The organism is Psychromonas aquatilis, from assembly GCF_038155185.1.
GTDB lineage: Bacteria > Pseudomonadota > Gammaproteobacteria > Enterobacterales > Psychromonadaceae > Psychromonas > Psychromonas aquatilis.
In genome coordinates, this window is sequence record NZ_JBAKAZ010000024.1 from 1 (window position 1) to 26,170 (window position 26,170).

The following is a 26,170-nucleotide window of genomic DNA, read 5'->3' on the forward strand; positions in this document are numbered from 1 at the left end:
TTAATAAGGCCAGAAAAATCGTGATTCATATCATCTCCTTTGAATATAAACATTAGATCACATTTTTAACGGAATTGGTATTATCCAGCTTAGATTTAATTTGTTGAGTAAATGATAAATATTGGTTTTTTGATAAGTGACCCCGAATGTTGTTTCAATATATTCTTTTATATCCTTCCCCTGCAAACGGCCTCCATCTGATTTTATCGCATTATCAATCACATATTGCTTTATGTTAGCAAGCTGCTCTGGCGTGAGTCGATGAGGTCTTCCACTGCGAGGCTTTACTTCTAAACCTGGTAACCCAGAGTGAAGGTATGCTTTAATCCAAATGTTGACACTTCTACGGCTTACCTTTAAAAAAGCCGCAATATCAGTTCTGCTTTTCCCTTCTAAAAAATGTGAGACTGCGAGTAATTTTAGTCGTTGTCTCGCATTGGTTGTCGCATTAATTAATTCAGTAAAATTGTGGCTCATACTAGCTCCTTTGTAAGAATCTTAATTAGATCACATATTTATCGGAAATGGTATTATTCATCAAGCAAGCGACAAGTGCTCTTGTAGGTGTAGCGATTGAATTAATTGCGGGATTTTTTGGCTAACTTCAATAAGCAACACTTTACTTCGGGGCGGTGACTTTAGTCTCCCTGCTTGCATCAAGCCAAAAACTTTCACTCTATTCATTAATGTAGATAAATATTCATCGCCCTCAAATGTTTTTTTATCGATGAAGTGACCAATGAAAGATTATACCAACACTGTTTGTGTCGTTTATTTGCACCATCTTGTTATTGTTTTGTACTGATTTCTATTTTCTTTTATATTTCTATGGATCATTAATTTGTATTTGATAGCATAAATTATCTTTTTATTAGAGAGACTCTTATGTCTAAAAAAATTATTCGTATTGCAACACGTCATAGTCCATTAGCAATGTGGCAGGCTAACTTTGTTAAAGCTGAATTACTTAAACATCACGCTGATTTAACTGTGGAATTGTTACCGATGAAAACTAAAGGGGACATCATTCTTGATACACCTTTAGCTAAAGTAGGCGGTAAAGGACTATTTGTTAAAGAATTAGAAGTTGCGATGTTAGAAAACAAAGCTGATATTGCAGTTCATTCAATGAAAGACGTGCCTGTTGAGTTTCCTGAAGGGTTAGGTCTTAGCATTATTTGTGAACGTGAAGATCCTCGCGATGCATTTGTATCGAATAAATACAAAACCCTTTCTGACCTTCCATTAGGTGCGATTGTCGGTACCTGCAGTTTAAGACGTCAAAGCCAAATTCGAGAATTACGACCTGATTTAATTATTAAAGATCTACGCGGTAATGTTAATACTCGTTTACGTAAACTAGATGATGGTGAGTATGACGCTATTATTCTTGCTGCTGCTGGCCTAATGCGTTTAGAGATGGATAATCGTATTGCTAGTTTTATTGAACCTGAAGTGAGTTTACCTGCTGTTGGTCAAGGTGCTGTTGGTATTGAGTGTCGTTTAGATGATGAGCAAACCCTAGCGTTATTAGCGCCTTTAAATCATCAACAAACATCTATTCGAGTAACTGCTGAGCGTGCTATGAATTTGGCTCTTGAAGGCGGTTGCCAAGTACCTATCGGTAGTTTTGCGCTATTAGATGGTGATCAAGTTTACTTACGTGGTTTGGTAGGTAGCGTCGATGGGACTCATATTATCCGAAAAGAAATTAGAGGCCACCAAGATCAAGCTAAAGCACTAGGTGAAAAACTGGCGGCACAATTATTAGGTGCAGGTGCAAAAGAAATTTTAAGTGAAGTCTATAAGTGAGTTTAAAGCCTCGTTTATTGGTTACACGCTTTGAGCCACATGCTAGTTTATTAACCAGTCAATTGAATAGTATAGGCTGCTTTGCAATTGCACAGCCTTTATTGACGGTTAATTCAATGTCTGACTCAAGTATGGTTTCTTCAATTACATCTGGTGACTTTGATATTATCATTGCTATTAGTGGTAATGCCGTAAAGTTTGCTAATCAACAAATGTCTGATGATTGGCCTGATGCAACTTATGTTGCAGTAGGTCAGTCAACAAGAAAGCAGTTGATGGATGTTACTGGTCAACCTGTGCTATGCCCAGAATCCCGCTTTGATAGCGAAGGAGTATTAGCGCTCGATGCTTTGAAACAGATTAATTCGAAACGAATCTTAATCATTTGTGGTAAAGGCGGTCGTGATTTACTAGAAATGAAATTGGCAGAGCGCGGTGCTATAGTAGATTTGTTTCAAGTTTATAAACGAATAAAAATTGATCTAAATGGTCATGAATTGGTGAATAATTGGCAACAAGGCGCCATAAATGGTGTTATTATCAGTAGTATAGAAATTTTAAGCCAACTATTCACTTTAGTACCAAGTAAGGATGTAAAATGGTTATTAGGATTAACCCTTTATGTTCCTAGTCAACGAGTTGCCAATCATGCGTATAAGTTAGGTGCTCAACATGTTGTATTGTTACCTAGTTTAAAGACTGAAGAAGTAACTGAGTTTTTTAACTTAGGTAATGGCCATAGTGTATAGCCCATTAGTTTTATAATAGGATAGTTATGACTGATAATAATACTGAAAAGCAGACATTAATCGAACCAAATGATGCTGTAAATGATGAACAAAAAACTGTCGAAGAGCCGAAAAAGAAATCCAAACTATTGATAGTTTTGATTATTATTTGCTTTTTACTTTCTCTTTGTTGTTTAGCTTTTAGTTTTTATCTCTATAAAAACACTATCGTTGCTAATGGTGGTTACCAACATAAAGTAGATGCTTTATCTACTCAATTAACCACTAAAATTGAACAGCAAAACGCTAAACTTAGACAAAGCAAATCTTCTACCGATAAATTAAAAACTCAGATAGAACAGTTAAACCTACAACTGTTAGATGAACAAAATAAAAGTAAATTATTTAGTGCTGATGTTGAAACACTACAACGAAAATTTGCTGAGGCAAACAGTAGAGATTCAAGCGATTGGATTTTATCTGAAGTTGAATACTTAATTAACTTATCTGGCCGTAAACTATGGTTAGAGCATGATTTACGATCTTCTCTTGCGTTATTACAAGCTGCTGATAAACGAATTATCGCAATGGGCGACCCAAGCCTTAACCCTTTACGTAGAGCATTACTTGAAGATATCAATACGCTAGAAGCGCTACCAACGCGCGATATTGATGGCATAGTGCTGGCGCTATCAGGATTACAGGGACGAGTTGATGATCTTAACGTTGTTGGGCTAGAGATGCCTGAGGTGTCAGATAAAGATAATAAAAATGTATCTGGTGATGTTGCAGACTGGGAAACTAATCTAAATAAATCATGGAGTTCATTTGTTAATAACTTTGTTGTTATTAATCACCGTGATGAACCGGTTGAAGCACTTATTTCTCCTGATCAAGCCTGGTATTTAAAAGAAAACCTAAGAAGTGACTTATCTAAAGCGGAGTTTGCTGTTTATAGAGAGCAGCAAGATATTTATGATCTAGCTTTAAAAAGTGCAATGGACTCAGTTGAGCTTTTCTATGATTTGGAAGATAGAAATAACCGCCAATTTTATAGTGTGATCAAGCGATTGAGTGAGCAAAAAGTGAGTGTTTCTTACCCAGATCAATTCAAAAGTGCTCCATTGTTGTCTCGTATATTAAAGCAACGCGTTAGCAAAGTGTTTGCTATTGAAAGTGCGGAGTAAATATTATGATTCGTCTTTTGATTATTTTTGTTATTTTAATCGCTGCAATGATCTTTGCACCAGAATTAAGCGCCCATAAAGGCTATTTACTGATTTCATTTGATAGTTATACAACTTATGAGACAACGATTGTTAGTGCAATTATCGTTATTACTATCTTCTATTTCTTGTTGTTATTAGCTGAATGGTGCCTACGCAGACTGTTTTCTTTAAGCCGTTATACTCGTGGTTGGTTTGGTCAGCGTAAAACGCTTAAAGCACAAAAAAATAGCCGTTTGGGGATGTTAGCTTTATTAGAAGGTGACACAAAGCAAGCTCAAAAATTATTATCTAAATCTGCTCCACGAACAGAAGCGCCAGCATTAACATATATCTCTGCTGCACGTGCTTCTCATAAAAATGGTGACTTTGAGCAGCGTGATGATTATTTACAGCGAGCAAGTGAACATCCAGGTTGTAAGTTAGCCGTTGGCCTAGTCTGGGCTGAATTACAACTTGATGCTCGCCAGTATGAAAATGCATTGGCGACATTAAATGAGTTAGAAGAAGAGTTCCCAAAAAATAAACAAGTTTTACAATATTGTCTCGATACCTATTCTGCTATCAATGAGTGGGAAAAATTGATTAACCTGTTGCATACACAGCGTAAATCCTTGACCTTTAGCGATCAAGAGTTCAATGCCTTAGAGCTAAAAGCACATCAGCAGTTATTCCAGAAGCTTGCGATGGAAGATGGAAAATTATTAGATGATTATTGGCATAATGAGACTCCTCGTTGGATGCGTAAAGAGTTAACTTATCAAAAAGCGGTTATTAACGCTTATATTGATAATGGACGTGGTGAATTAGCTAAAACTTTTTTATTAGATAAATTACATCGCCAACTTTCTTTACCTTTACTGCCATATTTACAAAAAGTTGAATTGGAAGATACTTCTGAGTTAATTGCATTTCTTGAAAAACAACTTAAGAAATCACAATATGTAGATTACGTACATCAAGCATTGGCCTACTTAAAATTGAAGGAGAACCAACCGGAAGCTGTTGTTTCTCACTTAACAGAAAGCGTTAAATCTTTACCTAACGTCAATGATTATAACTTGCTTGCCTCTCTCTTAGAGGAGCAAGGGGATAGTGAACAAGCAAATGTATATTATCGTGAAGGGTTGCAATTTGCTGTGCAATAATTAAATTACCTTTTTAGCTGATTAGCAATGACGTCATAAATATGTCATTGCTAATTGCTATTGTATTGGTATTTTCTTTTTCTTCTATATTGGTATTGGTGCTGTAATGACTTCTCATCCTATATTCCCTCTCGCTATTGAAAATAGCTCTGCTAAATTAATATTAACGCCATGCCCAGGTACAAAAGAAGCAACGATTGAAGCCTCGTTAAAAGACTTAAAGCGTAGTGGTGTTAGTGCTGTGATTACCTTAATGGAAACTGAAGAGCTAAAAAAACTGTCTTTAGAACATATTGGTAAACTGGCTAAATCAATAGGGCTATCATGGTTTCATTTACCTATTGAAGATGATTCTCAGCCTGATCTTGCTTTTCATGAGTCTTGGGAATCTGCAAGAATTGCAATTCATCGTTTATTAGAAAATGAAAAAAGCATCGCTATTCATTGTAAAGGTGGCTCTGGTCGTACTGGGATAGTCGCCGCTAAAATATTGTTAGAGCGCGGTGAAAAATTAGAAAAGGTATTACCTAAAATTAAAAAAATAAGACCGAATGCTTTCTCTCTTCCTTTACAGGTTGAATATATTGAGTCAATTCAGCAAGCACTTATTAGAGAGTAAGAAGGGGTCGAGGCTTTAGGTAGGTTTAAGCTCGCCTTAGGCAGTTTATGACTCCCTCAGTGTATATAATGAGGGAGTATTGTTTTATTTAAACTAAGCAAATCTCTTTTCTAAATAATCAATAATATCTGATGACTCATACATCCAAGTTACTTGATCATTCTCTTCTATACGCAAGCAAGGAACAGTTCCTTTCCCACCTTGATCAATTAGTAATTGTCTATTCTCAGGCACTTTAGCATCGACTAATTTTATATTTAAGGCATTCTTATGTATTGTTCGACGTACTTTTACGCAAAAAGGGCATGCTGCGAATTGAAATAATTGTAGATTTTTAGTTTCTAGGTCCACTTTTTGTTGCTCACTAGGACTTCTAGATAGTTGTTTCGGTGAAAAAATAAAATTTAGCGCTAAAATTAAACGGCCTAACAACCAACGGATTATTTTCATTTTTATCTCTTTATAGTGGATTAAATTAGTAAAAGTGTAACTGATTATAATCCAGCATCATAGATTTGAATAAATTATTAAGGAAGCAATGTGATTAAAGCTATTTCGCCTTGTATTAAAAAGTGTACTCTGGATAAGCAAAATGTCTGCATGGGATGTTTCCGATCTTTAGACGAAATAATGGAGTGGTCGACATCAACAGAGATAGAGAAAGAAAATATCGTTGCTAATGCACTACAAAGAAAAGAAACAATAGTATTTAGGGAGAAAGGTTAATGGGTCATGATACTTCAATCAGTATTCTAGGGAGCGGTTGGTTAGGGCTTCCATTAGCAGAGCATTTACTAGGAGTAGTGAAAACCATTCACTTATCGACTCGTTCGTTGGAAAAATCAAAACAATTAGCGACGTTAGGATTTAAAGCTCATCTCGTTGATATTGAGGAGATGTCGACACAAGTTCAAACGTTTTTGAATTCAGAAATACTGATTATTAATATTACGAATAAATCCATTGAAGCATTTCAAAACTTACGCAGTGAAATTGAAAGAAGCACAATTAAGCATGTTCTGTTTATTAGCTCGACCTCTGTTTATGGCAGTGATCAGAGCTTATGTAAAGAAACTGATTCAATTCATGTTGAGAACAACTTACGTAAAATAGAGAAGCTATTTACTGATAATACGCATTTTGATTGCACTATTATTCGTTTGGCTGGTTTGATCGGACCTAAACGACATCCAGGACGCTTTTTTGCCGGTGGAAAAGTGATAAAAGATGGTAATGCTAAAGTTAATCTTATTCATCAAGTAGATTGTATTAGATTGATTGCGACAGTATTAGAGCAAAATGCGTGGGGAGAAGTTTTTAACGGCTGTGCCGATACTCATCCAGTTAAAAAAGAATATTATTCAAAAATGGCACTTTCACTGGGCTATCCAGAGCCAGATTATGTTATTGCAGATAAAGGCTCAAACAAGGTTATTTGCAATGAAAAAATAAAAAACACATTGGGTTTTCAATTTATTTATCCGGATATTTCAGAGATCCTTTGCTAGAGATTGATATATTAACAATATTAACTTAGCTATTTCTCAATCACATTCAAACTAAGCTTAATGTCTGTACTTTTAGAGGCATTAAGCTTGCAGCTTTTGTAATCTCTCAACTGTATTTTCTATTACGATTTGTGTTCTATGTTCTCAGGGTATTAAACAACCTGAGTTCGCTATTTTTATTCTCTATCGTAGAGCATTATGGAAGGTTTAGTATATTTATACCAATCACACTAATTAACTGATCTATTTTACTTGTTAAAATAACTTATTTCTTCGTTGTAATTTTCGCAAATAGAACAACTATTTAACTCAAATTACGCCTTGAACTCAGTCATTTTTCCTGCGCAAAATTTAGATCACTTATTTAATATAATTGGTATTATAAGGTTAAAATTACCGAAGTTTATTTTTGATTGTGTGTAGCGCTTTAGCTACCCCTCTTTAATTAATAATAAAGAAGGGGTTAAAGCCTTATTTTATGCCGTTATACAAGCAATACATATAAAGCATATAGACGAGTAAAAAAATGAGTCCTTTAACACGTCCTAAATGACTCATGTGTTGTTTCTTCCAAGCGATGGAAAACAAAATTAACGCAATGGTTAAACCAATCATCGCTGGGTAATCTCGAGTTAATACAACAGGGTCGAAACTATCGGGATGAATTAACCCTGGCAATGCCATTACACCTAGGATATTAAAAATATTAGAGCCGATGATGTTACCAACGGCAAGGTCAAACTCTTGTTTTCGGGCAGCTGCAATGGTGGCAGCAAGCTCTGGCAAACTAGTACCAATAGCAACAATAGTTAAGCCTATAATTAAATCACTTACGTTAAAATAAACAGCTACTTCAACCGCGCCCCATACTAATATACGCGATGATACGATCAATACTAAAATACCAACTGTTAACCATAATAATGCTTGGGATTTTGTTATTTCTTCTGGTAATTCATCTAATATTTCTTGAGGTAAACTATCCTTGCTGTGATGCTGTGCCTCCCAAATAGTGACTCCTAACATGGCAAACATTAAAACAAGCAACAATAAACCATCAAAAAAGCTTAGGTGTTGATCCCAAAGTAGATAATAACTTAATAGCAATATAGCTAATAATATCGGCATTTCTCGTTTTAATAACTTGGAGTGTATTTGTAATGGATAAAATAAGGCAGTTAGTCCTAACATCAAGCCGATATTGGTAATATTTGAGCCAATAGCGTTACCGATAGAGAGTCCGGTATTTCCTTCTGCAGCAGCAATTGCAGACACTAACATCTCAGGTGCAGAGGTACCTAACCCAACAATAACAACACCTACAATTAAAGGTGAAATAGAAAAACTACGTGCGGTATTCGACGCACCAAGTACAAATTTATCTGCACTCCAAATCAATAAAACAAAACCGATGATGATTGCTAGCGCGGGGAGTAATAAAGCAGTCACAATTTCCTCATTATATTTATAATCACCTATAAAAAAACGCTGAGCATTTTCATGGTCAGCGTTTTTTTAATCTATCTAAAGTCTGCTGGAATTAACCACGACCTTCTGCAATGGCAGCAACAGCAGCTAATTCAGCAGCTTGCTTCTCATGCTTTTCTTGACGATCTTGGATATCCATTAATTCATTAGTGATTAAGTTTTCTTCTATTTCACGTAATGCAATTACAGTTGGCTTATCATTCTCTGGCTCTACTAAAGGTGTTTTACCTTGTGTTGCAAGCTGACGAGCTCTGCGTGAGGCCATTAAGATAAGATCAAAACGGTTACCTACTACATTTACTGCATCTTCAACGGTTACTCGTGCCATTGCTGAACTCCAAAAAGTTATTTACATAAAAAAGGGCGCTTATTATATGTGCTAAACAAGAATTGATCCAGCACCTTCGTATAAAGATTATACTTTTAATAATGCTTTAATGGTTTTGCTGTGTTTAATTGCTTGTTTCTCTTGTTCGCTACGTAATGCTTGTACAATAGCAGAGAACTCTTGTGTCGCAGTATCAAAGTCATCGTTTACGATTAAATAATCATATTCATCGTAATGTGACATTTCTGATTGTGCTTCTTGCATACGTTTAGCGATGATTTCTGCACTATCTTGCCCACGCTTATTCAAACGAGCTTCTAGTTCTTCACGGCTCGGCGGAAGAATAAAAATACCTTTTGCATTAGGCATTACATCTCTTACTTGACGAGCACCTTGCCAATCAATATCTAGCATAACATCGATGCCCTGTGCTAACGACTCTTCAATAGTAACACGTGATGTACCGTAATAATTATCGAATACCTCAGCCCATTCAAAAAATGCATTTTCTTCAATTAATTTTTTAAATTCATCAACACTAACAAAATGGTAATGTTCACCATTAACTTCACCTGGTCTTGGATCTCGAGTGGTATGAGATATTGATACTTGTGAAGGTTGGTTACGTTTGTCGGCTAGTAATGCCTTGATTAGACTAGATTTTCCTGCGCCACTTGGTGCAGATACGATATATAACGTGCCAACTTGAGACATAGTTAAGTTTCCTGAAACTGTATTAAATTCGATTGGGTTTTAAGTTCACACTGAATAAGCACTAAACTAAAATTTTGCGTAGCGCAAATTATCACTTATTTTACGAGTGATGTCTTTTTAAAGATTTATTTTTAAGGCTAAGCGTGAATATAGGAGGCTCTCTATAATTGATGATAGAGAGCCTTTTTTTTATGCAGTGGTGTTACGTTGCAATACTTTTTTAGCTTGTTTCTTTGCTCTGTTTTCTTGCAATTGTTTTAATGCATCTGAACCAATATGTGCTTGTCCACGTTGTTCAGATAACTTAATTTGTTTTTCTCTTTCCAAAAACCGTTGTTTTTGCTCTTCAGACAAACTGTCGTGACATTGATGGCAGCTAACGCCCTTCATGTATTTATCTGATTTTTTATCTTCTTCAGTAATCGGCAAACGACAACCATGACATTGGTCATATTGACCTTTTTCTAGCTTATGGTTAACAGAAACGCGGTTATCGAAAACAAAACATTCGCCTTTCCACATTGTTTCTTCTTCAGGTACTTCTTCTAAATATTTAAGTACGCCGCCTTCAAGGTGGTAAACATTATCAAAACCTTGCTCTTTTAAATAAGCTGTAGACTTTTCACAGCGGATACCACCGGTACAAAACATAGCAACTTTTTTATGTTTTTTTGGATCGAGGTTTTCTTTAACGTATTCAGGAAACTCTCTGAAATTAGTCGTTTTAGGATCAACTGCATTTTCAAATGTACCAATACTGATTTCATAATCATTACGGGTATCAACTAATAATACTTCAGGATCACTAATTAAGGCATTCCAATCTTTAGGTTTCACATATGTACCAACAGTACGGTTAGGGTCTATGCCTTCAACACCCATGGTAACGATTTCTTTTTTCAGTTTTACTTTTGTGCGGTAAAAAGGGTTTTCATCATCACGTGAAAATTTTGCTGTAAGGTCAGCCAGAATTGGATTTGATTTTAACCAATTTAGGACATTGTCGATCCCTTCCTGCTCGCCTGCAATTGTTCCATTAATACCTTCACTTGCTAGTAATAATGTTCCTTTTACTTCGTTCGCATTAAGTATATTGAGTAGAGGTGCTTGTATCTCTTCGTAGTTTGTTAAAGCAACAAATCGATATAAAGCACAAACAATTATATTCGACATAATTTATTCCTATTTCTGTGATCTAAGATCTTTAATTCTGGTTGACATTATACGCTCAACAGTGTAGGACGCAACGCTTATGTTAATTTTTAACCGAGTTACTCTCTAAAATATCAATAAAACATTGTCTCATGATGATTTTAGTCACTGAAAAACAACGTATTTATTTCTATTATTTTAACGTGTTTTTAATGTAATTTTTTTGCTGTCATTTTATTTATATTGGCGTTTTTTACTAAAATATTTTTTATAAAAATCATTTTATGAGCGTTTTTTTAGTGATATTACTTAGTAAATCAAGTTATCTCAGATGCTCATATTTAAGTAATAACACGGCATATAAATATTTAGGGACGCATAATATAGAGTATTTGGGCAAACTAATACTAAAAAGCTGATCTTAATCGGTAAATTCGACGTAATTAATAGGTAGAATTTATTTTTTTTATGAGGATTTGATATGAAAGCATTTATTGTCTTACTTGCAGCATTATTACAAGTCGCCTGTACTGGTATTCCAGAAGGGATGAGTGCAGTTAAAAACTTCGAAAGTGAACGTTATTTAGGTACTTGGTATGAAATTGCACGATTAGATCATTCTTTTGAGGAAGGTTTAACGCAAGTTAGTGCAAACTACTCAATGCAAGATGATGGCGGTATTCAGGTTATTAATAAAGGTTACTCTGCTGAAGATAATGAGTGGCAAGAAGCGGTAGGTAAAGCTTACTTTGTTGAAGACCCACAAACAGGCCATTTAAAAGTGTCTTTTTTTGGCCCATTTTATAGCTCATATGTTATTTTCAAAATGGACCAAGTAAATTATCAGTATGCTTTTGTCACTGGTTATAACCAAGAGTATTTATGGTTATTGTCTAGAACGCCAACAGTAAGTGATGAGGTTAAGCAGGACTTCATTGATACTGCTGCAAAATATGGTTTTGCAACAGAGCAGCTAATCTTTGTTGATCAAGACAGTAATACAGCAGAAAGTAAGTAATCAGGCTTTAAAACTGACTTATCATTGTTTTTGCTGCTTTAACTCGGCTAAAACTTGGTCCATTGATGGTTTAATTTTATGGCCAAGTGCGATGATATCTTGATCAGGTACCACTAGATCTGGTACCTGATACACCTGCATATTGGCAGCAAGAGCTGATATTACGCCATTACTTGAATCCTCAAATGCTAAGCACTTTTCTGGTTCAATATTTAAACGTTGCGCAGCTAATAAAAATATTTCAGGATGAGGTTTACCGTGGCTTACTTCACAACCGCTACTAATATGTTCAAAGTAATGGTCAATACCAGCCAGTTTCAGCTTTGTTCTTGCTAATTTTTGATGGGTCGAAGTCGCTACTGCGATTGGAATTGACTCAGCTTGAAGCCATTCAAGTAAATTAACCACGCCGGGTTTAATAGGAATCGCTTGATTTTCGACGATTGGCCAATATCCATCCATCCATGCTTTACGCAAGGGTGCATACTCAGTATAGGGTGCATAATGAGACATAATAGCCTCTTCAATGCCTTTGGCATTACGGCCAATAATTTTTAAGTATGCACTTTTAACAAAAGTCAGTGATAACTGTTGGCAGGCTTGTTCGAAGGCTTGCATACAGACACGTTCAGTATCTAGCAGCAGGCCATCCATATCAAAAATAGCGGCTTGGTAAGTCATAACACATCCAATCAATAAATAGTTTTGGCTAGTGTACCTATTTTTTACAATCTATAAAGGGTCGACTATAGCTGCTGACAATCTCAGGCTTTACTTAGGTATCTAATGTTAAGAAAGCCAACAAACACACCACTAATTACACATATACTAGCTACTACAGTGATAGCACTAATGTCTTCTTGGTAAAATAATGCCCCGCCTAATAAACCAAAAATAGGCACTAATAAAGTGAAAGGCGCTACTGTAGATAGCGGATAAGAAACTAATAAACGATTCCAAATCCAGTATCCTAATAAGGTGACTGGATAAGCTTGAAATAGTACTGAGAAGATAACGTGACCATTTAGTTGAGTTGATAGCGTAGTGAAAGGTAAATGACCTGCTTGGAAATAAACAATTAAAAACAATGGAATTGGCGCACATGCCATAGCCCATAAACTAAAAGCAAATACCTGTTTGGGCGCCGCTTTCTTGACAATTATGCTCGCTAGGCTCCAAGCAAGTGCAGCAGATAGTATTAATATTAATCCTGATTGAGTAACTGAACCATCCGTTACCGTTAGACAAAGGGATAAACCAATGATGGCAAGACCACTTCCTATGATTTTATTTATCGAAAGCGTTTCTTTTAATAGAAAATAACCTAAGAATAGACCAAATACGACGTTCATTTGCAGTAAAACCGATGCCATACCTGCACTTAATCCTGCTTGTATTGACCAAGTTGCCATTCCCCAAATACCAATAGCAAATAACCACCCATAGGCAATTAAATATAACCATGACACATTTGGTCTTTTCACAAAAAAGATGGCAGGAAAAGTAGCTAAAGTGAAGCGTAATGCTGTTAACAGTAGAGGATTAATCTCATTAACACCTAACTTAATAACAGAGAAGTTTAATCCCCATACAACCATCACTAACACACCTAATATTAAATCATTTCTTTTCATTATTTCTTCCTTTAATTGCTGATGGGTTACTTGCACTTATGCTTATTATTAAACAAACTAAAAAAGAGAACAGATACAATAATTAAAAAATAAAGCGGTACAGTTTGATGGGCAGCAATCATGAGATATAAGCAATTAGCAGCACAGTACATAAATAAGATTGAATCAGGACAACTCGCAGTTAATGCTAAGATGCCTTCACTGCGTAATTTTAAACAGCTACATAACGTTAGTATGACGACCGCTTTAAATTGTTATCAACATTTAGAGTCGTTAGGTTGGTTATTAGCTAAACCACAGTCGGGCTATTATGTGGCAAATCAGTCATTACTTAATAATAAGCCAACAGCGCCTACTTTAATTTCTTTTCAAAGTGTCACTACTCAGCCTTCATTACCTCAAGCCTATAATCCATTTATAGATCCATGCCCACTTGGTATTGCTCGCTATGATCCTAGCTTAATGCCTGTTGTTAAATTGCAGCAAAGTTTTAAACGAGCAATGAAGCAGCAAGGAGGGTTATTAAGTCATTACCCTAACCCGCAAGGCGAAATAAGCTTGAGAGAGAATCTAAGCACACACTTCAAAAATGTTGATTTCCACTTTGCAGCAGAAAACTGCGTGGTCACTCATGGTTGCTTAGATGCGATACGAACTGCGATTGAAATTACCACGGATATTGGCGATGCCATTGCTATTAGTTCTCCCTGCTTTTCAGGTTTATTGGAGTTATTAGGGGTAATGGGGCGAAGAGTTGTTGAGATCCCATCTGTTAAAGAGGGGATCGACCTCGAACAACTACAAAAGCAGATGCAGTTTGGCACTATAAAGGCAGGATTGTTTTGTACTTCGCATATGAATCCACAGGGAATATCAATGAGTGCGCTACAAAAACAAAAGTTAGTTGAATTGGCAACACGTTATAAGATACCTATTATCGAAGATGATGTTTATCTTGAATTAGGGTTTAAGAAGGTGATCCCTTTACCAGCAAAACATTGGGATAGCGAAGGTTATGTACTTTGGTGCGGTTCGATATCTAAAACAATTGCCGCAGGCTATCGGCTTGGTTGGTGTTTACCGGGGCGTTACTTAGATGCTTATTTGCGACAACGCTTATTCGCAAACCAAGGAGTAACTTCTCCATTGCAGTTGGCTATAGCTGATTTTATTGCTCGTGGTGATTATATTAATCATCTTAAAAAGGTACGTTTACATTTACAGCAACAAACTCAGCTGTATATGACTTATCTACAAGAAAATTTACCTGAAGGGAGTAAAATAAGTAATCCTGCTGGTGGTTTTGTATTATGGATTGAGGTTGCTAAACTTGATACCAGCCAATTAAAACACTTAGCAAGGCAAAATAAAGTGGATATCCGCATCGGAGATGAGTTTAGTACGCTAGCGTTATATCACCATTGTTTTCGCTTAAACATTGGTTTTGATATGACGGCTACGCAGGTTGCTGTGCAACTATCCTGCCTAATAAAATTGATTCAAACCTGCTTAAAGGAATAAATATGTTAGATAACCCACAGCTATTAAGTGATGCAATTAATCAAGTGATGCCTTTTGGTAAGTACGCCGGGAGTAAGCTAATTCATTTACCTGAGCCTTATTTAGTTTGGTTTAATAGTAAAGGTTTTCCTGAGGGGAAGTTAGGGGAGCAACTGGCTTTAATTTATGAAATAAAATTGAATGGTTTAGAAAAAATGTTAGCGCCGTTAGTTAAACAATAAAGTAAACCTCATGTAGATATAGCACGTAATACTGTTATCAACATATTAAAAAGGAAACCTTATGTTAAAAGGATTTAGTTTTACATTTATCGCGTTGTTATCGAGTATTGCAAATGCAGCACAGCCCTTAAGTAAAGAAGCAGGATGGGGAGGCAGCTTAAGTTTAAATGTAGGTTATACACAGAAACAATCTCAACTGGATACTGATAGCGAAAATACTGTTACTAATAATTTAGATAATAACGGTAAATCCAGTGGCTCAGCGATTGTTTACCCATTAGGCAGAATTCAATACACTTTTGATTCATTAAATACGCAGTTATTTTTAGGTAATAGTAAAGACCAGGTTGCTGTAGCACAGTTTCAATATGAATTAGGGCTGGTACACCGATTTGCTGATAATACAAAGTTAACTATTGCTGCCTTTCCAAAGTTAGCTTTATTTAGTGAGGCATGGGAGGACCCATTTGTAGAGGGGAGCGCACGTCAGAAAACTGATAAGCATGTTGGTGGAGGACGAGTTGCCATTGAAAATGTGTTAGGCAGCCCATTAACGCTAAAATATAGCCTAGCTAGTAGCAGTATTGATGATGAAAAGAGCGGGCAAAGTCAGTTAGGTAGTTTAGCTGAACAAAAGCTGTTGCAACGCGATAGTTTATATCAGCGATTTGAAGTTGAAACTATGTTGCCTCTCGCGAAAGGTTGGTTAGTAAAGCCTAACTTACAATATACCCACCGTAATGCTGATGGTGATGCGAATAGTTTTGGCCTCTATAAAGCACAACTAACCCTATTGATGTTTAAAGATCGACATACTTTGGTCACTACAATTCATGCAGGTTTTAGCAAATATCAAGAACTGAATCCTATCTTTGATAATAAACAAGATGCTAAACAAGCAGGGATCTTCTCTCTATATAGTTATAAAAAACCATTTAATTGGGAGCGTTGGAGTTGGACTGTTATGGCTGGATATAACAAAGAAGATTCGGATATTAAGTTCTATGATAATAGTAGTTTTATTATCTCTACAGGGGTGGTTTTTGAATATTAGCCTGTGAATGACTCTTGTTTTGTGAGAGGTGTGTCACAAAATAAAGGTTGAAATATACAGTCAACGCTTAAAATTAGCTCAAAATAATTTTCACCTGATTAATCAATTTCTATTTGTTAGGCTAATAATAAGGACGTGATTAAGGAATGATTATGTCTTTATTACTGATTCTCACAGGGAGTGTTTAGGAGGTTATTTTTTATGTTGGACCAAAATGTTGCAGTGATCGCAACTTTTATTTTTTATTTAGCGATGATGATGGGAATTGGATTCTGGGCTTATAAAAAGACAGTAAATTCATCAGACTATTTTTTAGGTGGGCGCCAACTAGGCCCTTGGCCGACAGCAATATCTGCAGGAGCTTCAGATATGAGTGGCTGGTTATTATTAGGCCTACCAGGCTATGCACTTGTTGCTGGGTATGGCTCTTTCTGGTTAGCTGGTGGCCTACTTGTCGGTAGTTGGTTAAATTGGTTAATTTGTTCAAGACGTTTACGTACTTACACTATTATTACCAATGATTCTTTAACCTTACCGGAATACTTTTCTCGTCGTTTTGAAGATAAAAGTAAACTTTTACAAACTTTTTCTGCTTTTTTCATTTTATTATTCTTTCTTTTTTATACTAGTGCAGGATTAGTTGCCGGCGGTAAATTGTTTCAAACCGTATTTGGTTTGGATTATCAAATAGCAGTGGTTATCGGCACAGTTTGTGTTGTTTCATATACGTTATTTGGTGGGTTCTTAGCAGTATCTTGGACTGATTTAGTGCAAGGTTTGTTAATGGCTGCAGCGTTAGTTGCGGTACCGATAATGGCAATGGATGGTTCATTGAATGAATTAACCACTTCTCTGGCGGACAAAAACCCTAACTTGCTGACTGTCTTTACTGATATGGAAGGTAAAGAGATGACTGGCATTGCGATAATATCACTGGTTGCTTGGGGCTTAGGCTACTTTGGACAGCCTCATATTTTAGCGCGTTTCCAAGCTGCAAGTAGTAATAAAGACTTAACTACAGCGCGTCGTATTTCTCTTGTTTGGACTGCTATTTCAATCACAGGTGCGATATTCGTTGGTTTAATTGGTATTGGCTTTGTTGATGCAAACTTAGGTGGTGTATTAGAAGATAGTGAAACTATTTTCATGATACTTGTAAATAGTGTTTTCCACCCAGTTGTTGCAGGTATTTTATTAGCAGCTATTTTAGCGGCGATCATGAGTACTGCCGACTCTCAACTATTAGTGTCTTCTTCTGCATTAGCAGAGGACTTCTTTAAACAGCTTATTAAGCCTGATGCAAAATCTGAAACAGTGGTATTAGTAGGGCGTTTAGGTGTTGTTGGTCTCTCGTTAATTGCATTAGCACTGGCATTTGACCCTGATAGTTCAGTATTAGGCTTAGTGTCTTATGCTTGGGCTGGATTTGGTGCTGCCTTTGGACCGGTTGTTATACTAAGCCTGTATTGGTCACGTATGAACTTCTTAGGTGCATTATCGGGCATTATCGTCGGTGGTGTTACCATTGTCGTATGGAAACAGTTGACTGGCGGTTGGTTTGATATGTATGAAATCGTACCAGGTATCGTTTTCGCAACAATTGCTATCGTGCTAGTGAGCTTAGTAACTAAAGCACCGAGTGACACGATGTTAGCTAAACATAAAGAGATGAAAGATAAACTTTCAAAGCTATAAGTTTAGTTATTTATAGAAAGCCTCACTTCGGTGAGGCTTTGATATCTATTTACAAATAGTAGTCGCAATATTGCTATTTATTAAAAACCTCACTTTAGTGGGGTTTTTTTATATCTATTCATTGAGAATAAGAAGAAAATTGATTTTTTTATGTACTATATGCAATAAAAGCGATTGTTCTGTGGTCTAGTTATTTACATTCATTACAAAAAAAGTTGATTTATCATGAAAAAAATATTCTTAATGTTAAAAGTATTAATCGTCATGAGCTTTGCTTCATTACAAAGTGCAAATGCTGCGGATGCGGTATACACAAGTTTTTTTAGCAACAAGGCCGCTGGTGGTTATGATGTTGTATCGTACTTCACTGAAAATAAAGCAGTGGAAGGCAGTGACGAATACAAGCTACAATATAATGGAGCTGATTGGCTCTTTTCAACAAAGGAACATTTAACTCTATTTAAAAATAACCCTGAAAAGTATGCACCTCAATACGGTGGCTATTGTGCTTGGGCAATGGCTGATAACGAGACAGCGCCTGGCAAACCAGCATTTTGGAGTGTATATAAAGGTAAGTTATATTTAAACTATGATGAGTCTGTTCAAGCGACATGGATAGCCGATAAAGATAACTTTATTACCAAAGCTGATCTTAATTGGTCTAAATTAGATAAGGAATAATTATGAGAGTGTTACCTATTTTTAGTTGGTTGATTGTTTTATGGACGAGTAAGGTTTTTTTATCTTCTCTTCCTTACAAGTTTACGTTACATCCAGATACTCAACATATCTTTGGTACTATCGGTGCTTGGATGCAAGGTATATTGGGTGAGTCAGTTGGCAGTTGGTTTGCTAATTATGGTTCTTATGCTGTGGGTACAGTTGAGTTAATCACTTCAATTGTTTTATTGTCACCAGCTATTTTTTGGTTACTCAAAAAGGTTAACCTATTACAATGTTCACCTAGTCGTAGTTTAATTCATGCTGTGGGCGGTTTAATGGCTTCAGGTGTAATGGCTGGCGCTGCATTCTTTCACTTAGTGACGCCTTTAGGTGTGGTTGTTATCCATGAAGGGCAGAGTGATGGCGGTAGTTTATTTTATGCGGCAGTGTCTATTGCGGTATTAGGCTTTGTTTTGTTCATCACTAATTATCTTGATTACAAAAAAAAATAGAATGAGTAAGGATCACCTTTGTTAACACGTATTTTGCTCGTACTTTCTTATATTTTATGGTGTTGTCGTTTTTTAGTTGCGCCATGGAAGTACTTTCAACTCAACGCCAACTACTTCAATCAACATAGACATATTTTTTCTAAGTTGGATATGGATTCATTAATCCCAGAGCAGTGGCGTTTACAGCAGTTTATTGACCAAGGTGATATTGCTCCAGAGCAGTTCCCTGTTTTTTTGAAACCAGAGTGGGGACAAAATTCACAGGGGGTTTGTCGTATTGATTCTATTGAACAACTTCAACAACATCGAGCGAAAAGAAATCCCAAAGGACCACGCTACTTAATACAGGCTGCTGCCAAAGGGAAGCGTGAGTTTGAGGTTTTTTATATTCCTGGTGCAAGTACCAATAATTCATCCGCTATTATTTCAGTGAGTGAAACCTGTAATAATAGTGATGAGGACATGCCGGTTAATGGTATTAATAATAACCATACATATTATCGATCTTGCATGCCTGAGTTATCGATTCAAAAAATACACAAAATAGAGCAGTTATTGTCTAACATTGGCTCGTTTAAAATAGCGCGTTATTGTGCAAGAGCTGATTCATTAGACGCTTTATTAGCGGGTAATTTCTCTATTGTTGAAATTAATATTTATGTTCCAATGCCATTGATTTTATTAACTAAAGATATGAGCTTTTCATCTAAATTTAAGTTTATTGTTTCCAGTATGAAACAACTCGCTTTAGTCACTAAAGATATCCCAGCAAATCAAGTTGTGAAACCTATCTTTTTCCAAAAATTACACTCTGCTAGATTATTAAAATCAAGTACCAAAAATGAGCTTTCTTAATGAAAATTAAAAAAATAATATATGCATGGATTAGTAAAAAATTCATGGGTGGATGCAGTAACTATAATAGTTTAGAAGTTCGCCGTAGCTGTCGAAGCAAAGAACAAGCTAGAGCACGTTTTCAGCAAGGAGGCATTCCACACGCACAGGGATTAATCTTCTTTAACCCTTTTACTGCGATCCGTTTTGCTAAGCAACATGGCTTTCCTTTAGTTATTAAGCCTAATGTAAGTGGCTTTTCACGCGGTAGTCATTTTCCTATCCGAAATTATAAAGAATTATGGAAAGCTATTTTCTTAGCGAAGTTATGGTGGCCGTTCACTGTTGTGGAACAGTTTTTAGAAGGTAAAAATTATCGCGTTGTTGTTGCAAATGGTAAAATTGTGTCAGTACTGCAGCGTTATGCGCCTTCAGTTAAAGGTGATGGTACTTCAACAATTCGAGAGTTAATGCTTAAAGAAAATGCGATTCGTGAAGAAATGAAATTGTACCCGGTGATTTCACCTTTAAAAGAAACCGCTCAATCACGTGCCTTTTTAGCAAAACAGGGGTTAGACTTTGATTCTGTATTACAAGCTGAGCAGCGTGCAACACTATTTTATCGCATCTCTTTAGCGCCAGGTGGGGTGGTGGAAGTGATTGATAAACAATTACTACCAGAGGAAAATCAAGCTTTGTTTAAAAATGTTTTAAACTTGTTTGACGCGAATATATTAGGCATCGATGTCATTTTAGAAAAGGGGATCGAATCTGATTATCGTGAGCAAAAGTGTATCTTTTTAGAAGTGAATTCTCGCCCATACCTAAAAATGCATGCTTACCCTCGTTATGGTGAAGCTGAAGACCTCAGTGAGTACTTTGATGAGTTAGATGCATTAGAAGTTAAACAGTCTGATACCTTCTAAGTGTCAGCTTTAACACGCACTTTTTACCTCTTCACAGGATTTCATTCGTTCCTGTTAGGCTTGATGCCTTTATTTATCGCAGTGATTCTGTGGGATAAAGGCCTTAGCATCAGTGATATTGCTCTCTTTATCGCCTTAACGGCCACGGGGTTTGTATTTGCCCTATATTATTGGGATCGTTTACGTGCTCAGCATGATTGGGCGAAGTTAATCAGCTTATCCTTTATTCTGCAAAGTCTATTTGTTGTGTCATTACTTTGGGGAGATCATACACTGATCACCACGGTTGGTGCTTTAATAAATGGTGCGGCAGGTTGCTTTTATTGGTCGACTCAACGCTTATTATTCCAAGCAATCACTGAAGATAAGAACACTGGTAATACCTTTGGTAACTTCCAGATACTGGTCGTATTTGCATTAAAAAGTGGGGTCTTAATTGGCAGTTACTTGTTAGGTATGGAGTACTTTATCAGTTTGTTATTACTGTCTTTTATGCTGTCATTATTAGGATTTTTGTTGGTATATAAAAGCTTAATAAGTAATACACAATTAGCGAAGTTAAAACAGGTACCAGCCTTTACCTTAAAACAAGTGATTAAATTTCAAGATCAACATCACTCATCACTTATTTTTGTGGTTGATGGGTTATTTTTATTCTTAGAAAGTTATTTCTGGTTATTAACTATTTATATGTTAACTCAAGAAAGTGTCATGCAGTTAGGGCTTATTTTAATTGCCTTAAGCATTCTATTAGCCTTGATATTTTTTGTGATTAAAAAATATATTGATAGAGTTGATACTCAAAAAATCTATCGAATTGCTGTATTAGGCTATGCTTTTTCTTGGTTGATTAGAGGCTTTCTTGATACCGAAATGGATAGCCTGTTTATTTATAGTGGTTTATTACTTGCTGCTTTTTTAAGTAACTTCTTTCGCCTTGCCTTTAATAAACGATTCTATGATATTGCCCGCCAAGATAAACCAACACGCTATATTATCTGTAAAAGTTATTACTCTCAGTTTATGTTAGTGGTCTTTTTTAGTGTGATTGCTGTACTGACCATGACCACAGATACGGCAGTTCATCAGTTACAGGTTATCTATTACCTTTGTACACCATTAGTATTGGTTTATTTTTTATATGGTAAGAGAGCTAAATCAGTGGCGTTATAATGCAAAACGCCAGCGTGATGCTGGCGTTTTTTTTGATGGTAAGGAAATAGCTTAATCCATCAAGTATTCTAAACCGTAAACAAGCTCAGAGCGTTTCACGACTTCTTTACATGCTAAACAAATACCAGGCATGAATGATTCACGATGTTGTGAGTTATGCTCTATTTTTAGCGTTTCACTTAATCCACCAAAGAACACAGTTTGCTGTGCTACCACACCAGGTAAGCGGATAGAGTGTAATTTAACATCATTCAATTCTGCGCCACGTGCACCTTCAATTAACTCTTTATCGCTACAAGGTGTCGCTGCTTTAGTACGTGCCGCTGAAATTAATTCAGCTGTTCGAATACCTGTACCTGATGGGCTTTCTTCTTTTTGAGGACTATGTGCTTCAATCACTTCAACATCAGGTAAGTATTTAGCTGCTTGAGCAGCAAACTTCATCATTAACACAGCACCAATAGAGAAATTAGGTGCAATTAAGCCGCCCAGTTTCTTTTCTTGTGCTAATGCTTGTAACTCTGCAACTTGTTGTTCAAGGAAACCACTGGTACCAATAACAGGACAAGCGCCCGCATTAAGAATCGTTTGTGTATTATTAAAACCAGCAGAAGCGGCCGTTAAGTCAACAACAACTTGAGCCCCCGTTGATTTGATTATTGCTGCTAGGTCATCCCCAAAGTCACATTCTGCAACGAGTTCTAGTTCGCTGTCTTGTTTAACTGCTTTAACGGCTTCACCGCCCATGCGACCTTTTGCACCGTTGACAATTACTTTAACCATGTTTATTCCTTGATTTTCTTTATTGTTTTAAAAAATAGTAACTCAAAAATCCTACCCAACTTAATGCAAGCAATGTCCAAGGTAAGGTTGAAGAGGTTGACTTCGTGTCTGTTATTTCAGATGTAGTATTTTTATCAATGATTGCGGCTTTTTTATTTTTTGCTTTATCTGCCTCACGTTGTTTGCTTTTGGCTAATTTTTTATATTCAGCAATGCCTTTTTGGATACCTAAAGCAACCAGTTTCGTCTGCTCCTTAGTTTGTCCAGGCTTCTGTACTTTTTTGGCCATTGCCAGAGCATCATCTTCTGTTTCTTGTGAGACTGGAGGTTGTTTATATTTAGCCATTAATTATCTTCTTAATTCTATTTTGAACGCTTTTTAGTTTTTTGCTTTAACTTTTTCTTCGCCGTTTTATGACCTTTCTGCGATTTTTTGTTTTGTTTCTTGGTCTTTTTACCGGCTTTCTTGTCTTTAGCTTTGAAAGCCTTTATCACTTTTTTTCTGCGTTTTTAGACCTTTTAATGGCTTTTTTAGTGACATTCTCTAAAAAATTCTCTGGATCGCTGTAATTATACTTCACTAAATGCTCTACAAGCTGCTTTGTGATTAATTGCGTTTCTGTTATTTCATCTCTACTTCTGCCACAGCCTCCACAACGTTTTTTGTTACTTGTGCAGTCACCTGTGCATGGACTAAATTTCATTTAATGTACCTTATCTATTATCATTGATTTAAACGCCACCTTACATACTACCTTACACATCAATTTGATAGTTAATAAGATCATTGTTTGTTAACATCCACATTAATATTCTAGCAATTTTAGAGAACCTTAACATGAGTTTTAAACTATTAATTTTATCCGTATTGTCTCTATTACTTGCTGCCTGTTCAGATGCGACAGATAAACTGGACGAAGACTTTGGTCATGAGAAACCCAGGCCTAGACAATTAGCTACCGATACTCCATTAGCAAAAGACTTCCGTCAACAAGTTATGCCAATTCTTGAAAAGCGTTGTGTTGTTTGTCATGGTTGTTATGACGCACCTTGCCAGTTAAAGCTCTCTTCTGCAGAAGGAATAGACCGTGGGGGAAGTAAAGAAAAAGTATATGATGGCGAACGAATTTTAGGTGCAAAGCCTTCTCGATTATTTATCGATGCACACCATACAGAAGAATGGCGTGAAAAAGGTTTTACACCGGTATTAAATGAACGAGATCAAACAACAATAGCGAACTTGCAAGGCAGTGTTATGTACCAGCTACTATTGCAGAAAGAACGCTTTCCTCAGCAACGAGAAGGTGTCTTAGACGAACAGTTTAATTACTCATTAGATCGTCAAGAACAATGCCCTAACCTGAATGAATTAGAAGATTATCAAGATGATACTCCTTTAGCTGGCATGCCTTATGGTTTACCTAATTTAACGCGAGAAGAGTTTAAAACCTTAGAGTTATGGATAGCAAAAGGCGCGCCAATGTCTGAAAGCTTACCGTTATCGAATGAGGCGACTCAGTTAGTTAATCACTGGGAAAATAAATTAAATGGCGATACGGTAAAAGATAAGTTAGTCGCGCGTTATATTTATGAGCATATTTTTTTAGCGCATATCTATTTCGATGCATTACCTATTAGTGCAGAAACACCTCCTCGGTTCTTTAAATTAGTGCGCTCATCAACTCCGCCGGGTGAGCCTGTTAAAATAATACCAACACGTCGACCTTATGATGATCCTAAAGTGGAACGTGTTTACTATCGTTTAGTTTTAGATCCAGGGACGACATTAGTTAAAACTAATTTACCTTACGTGTTTAATGACGAGCGTGAGAAATTATGGGATGAGCTGTTTTACGATGCTGATTTTAATGTTGAATCTCTGCCTGATTATGCAGACTTTAATCCCTTTATCGTGTTTAAGGATATTCCTACTCAGTCTCGCTATGTATTTATGTTAAAAGAAGCTTACTTTACGATCAGTGGCTTTATTAAAGGCCCAGTGTGTAGAGGACAGGTCGCTGTTAATGTGATTAATGATAAATTCTGGGTATTTTTTGTTGATCCTGCTTCTACTGCTAATGCTGATGTGGATAGTTTTGTTTATGAGCAAGCCAATAACCTGAGGTTACCAGCTGAATCGAGCAGTAATAACTTGTCAGTGATTGAGTGGCTTTCTTATGCAGATGGCAGCCGCGAGTATGTAAAAGCAAAAAGTGAATATATCAAACGTTTTATGGATTATGAAAAGGGCCTAGACTTGACTAATATCTGGTCTGGCAATGACAATGCAGCATTAACTGTGTTCCGTCATGTTGATAGTGCCACTGTTGTTAAAGGCGCGCTTGGAAAACAACCTAAAACTGCTTGGGTCATTGATTTTCCAATTCTAGAACGTATCCATTATTTATTGGTTGCTGGTTTTGATGTTTACGGTAATTTAGGTCATCAAGTGACGACGCGACTGTACATGGATTTTTTACGTATCGAAGCGGAATCAAACTTCATTTCTTTTATCCCGAATGAATATAGAGAGCCTGTTTTAACAAGTTGGTATTTAGGAGCAACAAAAGAATTAACTAATTACCTTGAAGATAAAAACTTAATGGACTCACGTCCTACAGGCCTTAAATTTGATACGGAATTTCCAAAAGCAGAGCTACTCGCACGTTTAAAATCCTACGTATACGCCCCTGAGATGCTACAAAAAGCCAATGCGCAATATCGAGTACTAGAACAGGACTTACCACTAAAACGTTTAAATAGTTTACCTAATCCGAGCGTACTTAATTTGCCACCCGTTTCTTTTATTCTTATTGAAGATGAGAAAAAGCAAGATAGGGCTTATACGTTAATACGCCATAACGAACACAAAAATGTATCTAGCTTACTTTATGAGGAAAAGAATCGTTTACCATCTAAAGATAATGCAGAAATCTTTAAAGGCTTCTTAGGGGCTTATCCTGGATTAATCTTTAAAGTGAAAGCTGCTGATACAGATCATTTTGTTAGTCTATTTTTACAAGCAACAAATGATCAAGCATTTGCAGATCTTATTGCTAATTACGGTGTACGCCGTTCAAATCCTAAGTTCTGGAAGGTGAGCGATCACTTACATGATCTTTATCGAGAGCAAGATCCTGTTGAATATGGCCTGTTCGACTATAACCGTCTAGTAAATCGATAGTGACAACGATCTTCTAAACAGCTTGAAGCAGGTAATTTGTATTACCTGCTTCAACTTTATTGACGCTAATTTTTATCCAATTTAGCTACATAAATCAGATCGATATACGTCAAGCGTACATGCAGTTTTAAATGAGCATGTGTAATATCCCCCCACCAGTAATATTTTCTGCGAATGTATTGAACAAGCCATTAAATCTTCCTACTTTTATCTAAATTTTTATATCTAA

General features: G+C 36.3%; 29 protein-coding genes. 18 read left to right on the forward strand and 11 right to left on the reverse strand.

Features of this window, described 5'->3' with window-relative positions; all coding sequences use genetic code 11:
* Positions 1-57: 57 nt before the first annotated feature.
* On the reverse strand, positions 58-477 hold the full coding sequence (locus tag V6256_RS07860) for a helix-turn-helix domain-containing protein (RefSeq protein WP_341597546.1): 420 nt from the start codon (positions 475-477) through the stop codon (positions 58-60).
* A 408-nt stretch (positions 478-885) separates the two neighbouring features.
* Here V6256_RS07860 and hemC point away from each other — a divergent pair, with 408 nt between their 5' ends.
* The 5 genes from hemC to V6256_RS07885 all read left to right on the forward strand — a co-directional run bounded on the left by hemC (position 886) and on the right by V6256_RS07885 (position 5,533).
* Complete coding sequence (gene hemC / locus V6256_RS07865; protein ID WP_341597549.1) at positions 886-1,812, forward strand: hydroxymethylbilane synthase; 927 nt, start codon at positions 886-888, stop codon at positions 1,810-1,812.
* Positions 1,809-2,561, forward strand: a complete 753-nt coding sequence (locus V6256_RS07870; RefSeq protein ID WP_341597551.1) for a uroporphyrinogen-III synthase — start codon at positions 1,809-1,811, stop codon at positions 2,559-2,561. The genes hemC and V6256_RS07870 overlap by 4 nt, the downstream gene beginning before the upstream one ends.
* A 26-nt stretch (positions 2,562-2,587) precedes the next feature.
* Positions 2,588-3,727, forward strand: coding sequence for a uroporphyrinogen-III C-methyltransferase (locus V6256_RS07875; RefSeq protein WP_341597553.1), 1,140 nt, complete (start codon positions 2,588-2,590; stop codon positions 3,725-3,727).
* A gap of 5 nt (positions 3,728-3,732) precedes the next feature.
* The gene (locus tag V6256_RS07880; protein WP_341597554.1) at positions 3,733-4,914 is read left to right on the forward strand and encodes a heme biosynthesis HemY N-terminal domain-containing protein; all 1,182 of its coding nucleotides are present in this window, start codon (positions 3,733-3,735) and stop codon (positions 4,912-4,914) included.
* A gap of 106 nt (positions 4,915-5,020) precedes the next feature.
* The gene (locus V6256_RS07885; RefSeq protein WP_341597557.1) at positions 5,021-5,533 is read left to right on the forward strand and encodes a phosphatase domain-containing putative toxin; all 513 of its coding nucleotides are present in this window, start codon (positions 5,021-5,023) and stop codon (positions 5,531-5,533) included.
* A gap of 93 nt (positions 5,534-5,626) precedes the next feature.
* On the opposite strand, the gene V6256_RS07890 is transcribed toward V6256_RS07885, so the two are convergent.
* Complete coding sequence (locus tag V6256_RS07890; RefSeq protein ID WP_341597558.1) at positions 5,627-5,983, reverse strand: glutathione S-transferase N-terminal domain-containing protein; 357 nt, start codon at positions 5,981-5,983, stop codon at positions 5,627-5,629.
* A 150-nt stretch (positions 5,984-6,133) separates the two neighbouring features.
* Between V6256_RS07890 and V6256_RS07895 the strand changes: the two genes are divergently transcribed.
* Together V6256_RS07895 and V6256_RS07900 are read left to right on the forward strand one after the other, a co-directional pair.
* Positions 6,134-6,259, forward strand: a complete 126-nt coding sequence (locus V6256_RS07895) for a DUF1289 domain-containing protein (protein WP_424141054.1) — start codon at positions 6,134-6,136, stop codon at positions 6,257-6,259.
* Positions 6,259-7,041 (forward strand): Rossmann-fold NAD(P)-binding domain-containing protein, encoded by a 783-nt coding sequence (locus V6256_RS07900; protein WP_341597560.1) that lies wholly within the window; start codon positions 6,259-6,261, stop codon positions 7,039-7,041. Before V6256_RS07895 ends, V6256_RS07900 begins: the two co-directional genes overlap by 1 nt.
* Positions 7,042-7,512: 471 nt before the next feature.
* Here the strand turns inward: V6256_RS07900 and V6256_RS07905 are convergent, their stop codons facing one another.
* The 4 genes from V6256_RS07905 to trhO form a co-directional block, all read right to left on the reverse strand.
* Positions 7,513-8,490 carry a calcium/sodium antiporter gene (locus V6256_RS07905; RefSeq protein WP_341597562.1) on the reverse strand — a complete coding sequence of 326 codons (978 nt, stop codon included), beginning with the start codon at positions 8,488-8,490 and terminating at the stop codon, positions 7,513-7,515.
* Between the two features lie 91 nt (positions 8,491-8,581).
* On the reverse strand, positions 8,582-8,857 hold the full coding sequence (rpoZ, locus tag V6256_RS07910) for a DNA-directed RNA polymerase subunit omega (RefSeq protein WP_113819230.1): 276 nt from the start codon (positions 8,855-8,857) through the stop codon (positions 8,582-8,584).
* An 87-nt stretch (positions 8,858-8,944) separates the two neighbouring features.
* Complete coding sequence (gmk, locus tag V6256_RS07915; protein ID WP_341597564.1) at positions 8,945-9,571, reverse strand: guanylate kinase; 627 nt, start codon at positions 9,569-9,571, stop codon at positions 8,945-8,947.
* A 189-nt stretch (positions 9,572-9,760) separates the two neighbouring features.
* Entirely contained in the window at positions 9,761-10,744 is a 984-nt protein-coding gene (gene trhO, locus V6256_RS07920; protein ID WP_341597565.1) for an oxygen-dependent tRNA uridine(34) hydroxylase TrhO, read from the reverse strand.
* Between the two features lie 460 nt (positions 10,745-11,204).
* Here trhO and V6256_RS07925 point away from each other — a divergent pair, with 460 nt between their 5' ends.
* On the forward strand, positions 11,205-11,741 hold the full coding sequence (locus V6256_RS07925; protein ID WP_341597566.1) for a lipocalin family protein: 537 nt from the start codon (positions 11,205-11,207) through the stop codon (positions 11,739-11,741).
* A gap of 21 nt (positions 11,742-11,762) precedes the next feature.
* Here V6256_RS07925 and V6256_RS07930 read toward each other — a convergent pair whose 3' ends face one another.
* Together V6256_RS07930 and V6256_RS07935 are read right to left on the reverse strand one after the other, a co-directional pair.
* A complete protein-coding gene (locus tag V6256_RS07930; RefSeq protein ID WP_341597567.1) occupies positions 11,763-12,422 on the reverse strand; it encodes an HAD family hydrolase in 660 nt (219 codons plus the stop codon).
* A gap of 83 nt (positions 12,423-12,505) precedes the next feature.
* Positions 12,506-13,375 carry an EamA family transporter gene (locus V6256_RS07935; RefSeq protein ID WP_341597569.1) on the reverse strand — a complete coding sequence of 290 codons (870 nt, stop codon included), beginning with the start codon at positions 13,373-13,375 and terminating at the stop codon, positions 12,506-12,508.
* 120 nt (positions 13,376-13,495) lie between these two features.
* Between V6256_RS07935 and V6256_RS07940 the strand changes: the two genes are divergently transcribed.
* The 9 genes from V6256_RS07940 (at position 13,496) to V6256_RS07980 (ending at position 21,974) form a co-directional block, all read left to right on the forward strand.
* The gene (locus V6256_RS07940) at positions 13,496-14,896 is read left to right on the forward strand and encodes an aminotransferase-like domain-containing protein (protein WP_341597570.1); all 1,401 of its coding nucleotides are present in this window, start codon (positions 13,496-13,498) and stop codon (positions 14,894-14,896) included.
* Between the two features lie 2 nt (positions 14,897-14,898).
* Positions 14,899-15,117, forward strand: coding sequence for a DUF3820 family protein (locus V6256_RS07945; protein ID WP_341597572.1), 219 nt, complete (start codon positions 14,899-14,901; stop codon positions 15,115-15,117).
* Between the two features lie 61 nt (positions 15,118-15,178).
* On the forward strand, positions 15,179-16,171 hold the full coding sequence (locus V6256_RS07950) for a DUF2860 domain-containing protein (protein ID WP_341597574.1): 993 nt from the start codon (positions 15,179-15,181) through the stop codon (positions 16,169-16,171).
* Positions 16,172-16,372: 201 nt separating this feature from the next.
* Complete coding sequence (putP, locus tag V6256_RS07955) at positions 16,373-17,866, forward strand: sodium/proline symporter PutP (protein ID WP_341597575.1); 1,494 nt, start codon at positions 16,373-16,375, stop codon at positions 17,864-17,866.
* Between the two features lie 225 nt (positions 17,867-18,091).
* Positions 18,092-18,547 carry a YHS domain-containing (seleno)protein gene (locus V6256_RS07960; protein ID WP_341597577.1) on the forward strand — a complete coding sequence of 152 codons (456 nt, stop codon included), beginning with the start codon at positions 18,092-18,094 and terminating at the stop codon, positions 18,545-18,547.
* Positions 18,548-18,549: 2 nt separating this feature from the next.
* On the forward strand, positions 18,550-19,041 hold the full coding sequence (locus V6256_RS07965; RefSeq protein ID WP_341597579.1) for a hypothetical protein: 492 nt from the start codon (positions 18,550-18,552) through the stop codon (positions 19,039-19,041).
* A gap of 18 nt (positions 19,042-19,059) precedes the next feature.
* A complete protein-coding gene (locus V6256_RS07970; RefSeq protein WP_341597580.1) occupies positions 19,060-19,896 on the forward strand; it encodes a hypothetical protein in 837 nt (278 codons plus the stop codon).
* Complete coding sequence (locus tag V6256_RS07975) at positions 19,896-20,801, forward strand: cyanophycin synthetase (protein ID WP_341597582.1); 906 nt, start codon at positions 19,896-19,898, stop codon at positions 20,799-20,801. Before V6256_RS07970 ends, V6256_RS07975 begins: the two co-directional genes overlap by 1 nt.
* Positions 20,802-20,864: 63 nt before the next feature.
* Positions 20,865-21,974 carry a hypothetical protein gene (locus V6256_RS07980; RefSeq protein WP_341597585.1) on the forward strand — a complete coding sequence of 370 codons (1,110 nt, stop codon included), beginning with the start codon at positions 20,865-20,867 and terminating at the stop codon, positions 21,972-21,974.
* A gap of 51 nt (positions 21,975-22,025) precedes the next feature.
* On the opposite strand, the gene dapB is transcribed toward V6256_RS07980, so the two are convergent.
* The 3 genes from dapB to V6256_RS07995 form a co-directional block, all read right to left on the reverse strand.
* Positions 22,026-22,757 (reverse strand): 4-hydroxy-tetrahydrodipicolinate reductase, encoded by a 732-nt coding sequence (dapB, locus tag V6256_RS07985; RefSeq protein ID WP_341597587.1) that lies wholly within the window; start codon positions 22,755-22,757, stop codon positions 22,026-22,028.
* A 19-nt stretch (positions 22,758-22,776) separates the two neighbouring features.
* Complete coding sequence (locus tag V6256_RS07990) at positions 22,777-23,103, reverse strand: DUF2956 domain-containing protein (protein WP_341597588.1); 327 nt, start codon at positions 23,101-23,103, stop codon at positions 22,777-22,779.
* A gap of 145 nt (positions 23,104-23,248) precedes the next feature.
* Entirely contained in the window at positions 23,249-23,461 is a 213-nt protein-coding gene (locus V6256_RS07995) for a DUF1289 domain-containing protein (protein WP_341597590.1), read from the reverse strand.
* A 134-nt stretch (positions 23,462-23,595) separates the two neighbouring features.
* Here V6256_RS07995 and V6256_RS08000 point away from each other — a divergent pair, with 134 nt between their 5' ends.
* Positions 23,596-25,941, forward strand: coding sequence for a fatty acid cis/trans isomerase (locus tag V6256_RS08000; protein ID WP_341597592.1), 2,346 nt, complete (start codon positions 23,596-23,598; stop codon positions 25,939-25,941).
* Positions 25,942-26,170: the final 229 nt, after the last annotated feature.

Coding starts and splice junctions, on each gene's coding strand:
- V6256_RS07860 (WP_341597546.1), bottom strand. CDS start 477: ATGAGCCACAATTTTACTGAATTAATTAATGCGACAACCAATGCGAGA.
- hemC (WP_341597549.1), top strand. CDS start 886: ATGTCTAAAAAAATTATTCGTATTGCAACACGTCATAGTCCATTAGCA.
- V6256_RS07875 (WP_341597553.1), top strand. CDS start 2,588: ATGACTGATAATAATACTGAAAAGCAGACATTAATCGAACCAAATGAT.
- V6256_RS07880 (WP_341597554.1), top strand. CDS start 3,733: ATGATTCGTCTTTTGATTATTTTTGTTATTTTAATCGCTGCAATGATC.
- V6256_RS07885 (WP_341597557.1), top strand. CDS start 5,021: ATGACTTCTCATCCTATATTCCCTCTCGCTATTGAAAATAGCTCTGCT.
- V6256_RS07890 (WP_341597558.1), bottom strand. CDS start 5,983: ATGAAAATAATCCGTTGGTTGTTAGGCCGTTTAATTTTAGCGCTAAAT.
- V6256_RS07895 (WP_424141054.1), top strand. CDS start 6,134: ATGGGATGTTTCCGATCTTTAGACGAAATAATGGAGTGGTCGACATCA.
- V6256_RS07900 (WP_341597560.1), top strand. CDS start 6,259: ATGGGTCATGATACTTCAATCAGTATTCTAGGGAGCGGTTGGTTAGGG.
- rpoZ (WP_113819230.1), bottom strand. CDS start 8,857: ATGGCACGAGTAACCGTTGAAGATGCAGTAAATGTAGTAGGTAACCGT.
- gmk (WP_341597564.1), bottom strand. CDS start 9,571: ATGTCTCAAGTTGGCACGTTATATATCGTATCTGCACCAAGTGGCGCA.
- trhO (WP_341597565.1), bottom strand. CDS start 10,744: ATGTCGAATATAATTGTTTGTGCTTTATATCGATTTGTTGCTTTAACA.
- V6256_RS07925 (WP_341597566.1), top strand. CDS start 11,205: ATGAAAGCATTTATTGTCTTACTTGCAGCATTATTACAAGTCGCCTGT.
- V6256_RS07930 (WP_341597567.1), bottom strand. CDS start 12,422: ATGACTTACCAAGCCGCTATTTTTGATATGGATGGCCTGCTGCTAGAT.
- V6256_RS07935 (WP_341597569.1), bottom strand. CDS start 13,375: ATGAAAAGAAATGATTTAATATTAGGTGTGTTAGTGATGGTTGTATGG.
- V6256_RS07940 (WP_341597570.1), top strand. CDS start 13,496: ATGAGATATAAGCAATTAGCAGCACAGTACATAAATAAGATTGAATCA.
- V6256_RS07945 (WP_341597572.1), top strand. CDS start 14,899: ATGTTAGATAACCCACAGCTATTAAGTGATGCAATTAATCAAGTGATG.
- V6256_RS07950 (WP_341597574.1), top strand. CDS start 15,179: ATGTTAAAAGGATTTAGTTTTACATTTATCGCGTTGTTATCGAGTATT.
- putP (WP_341597575.1), top strand. CDS start 16,373: ATGTTGGACCAAAATGTTGCAGTGATCGCAACTTTTATTTTTTATTTA.
- V6256_RS07960 (WP_341597577.1), top strand. CDS start 18,092: ATGAAAAAAATATTCTTAATGTTAAAAGTATTAATCGTCATGAGCTTT.
- V6256_RS07965 (WP_341597579.1), top strand. CDS start 18,550: ATGAGAGTGTTACCTATTTTTAGTTGGTTGATTGTTTTATGGACGAGT.
- V6256_RS07975 (WP_341597582.1), top strand. CDS start 19,896: ATGAAAATTAAAAAAATAATATATGCATGGATTAGTAAAAAATTCATG.
- V6256_RS07980 (WP_341597585.1), top strand. CDS start 20,865: ATGCCTTTATTTATCGCAGTGATTCTGTGGGATAAAGGCCTTAGCATC.
- dapB (WP_341597587.1), bottom strand. CDS start 22,757: ATGGTTAAAGTAATTGTCAACGGTGCAAAAGGTCGCATGGGCGGTGAA.
- V6256_RS07990 (WP_341597588.1), bottom strand. CDS start 23,103: ATGGCTAAATATAAACAACCTCCAGTCTCACAAGAAACAGAAGATGAT.
- V6256_RS07995 (WP_341597590.1), bottom strand. CDS start 23,461: ATGAAATTTAGTCCATGCACAGGTGACTGCACAAGTAACAAAAAACGT.
- V6256_RS08000 (WP_341597592.1), top strand. CDS start 23,596: ATGAGTTTTAAACTATTAATTTTATCCGTATTGTCTCTATTACTTGCT.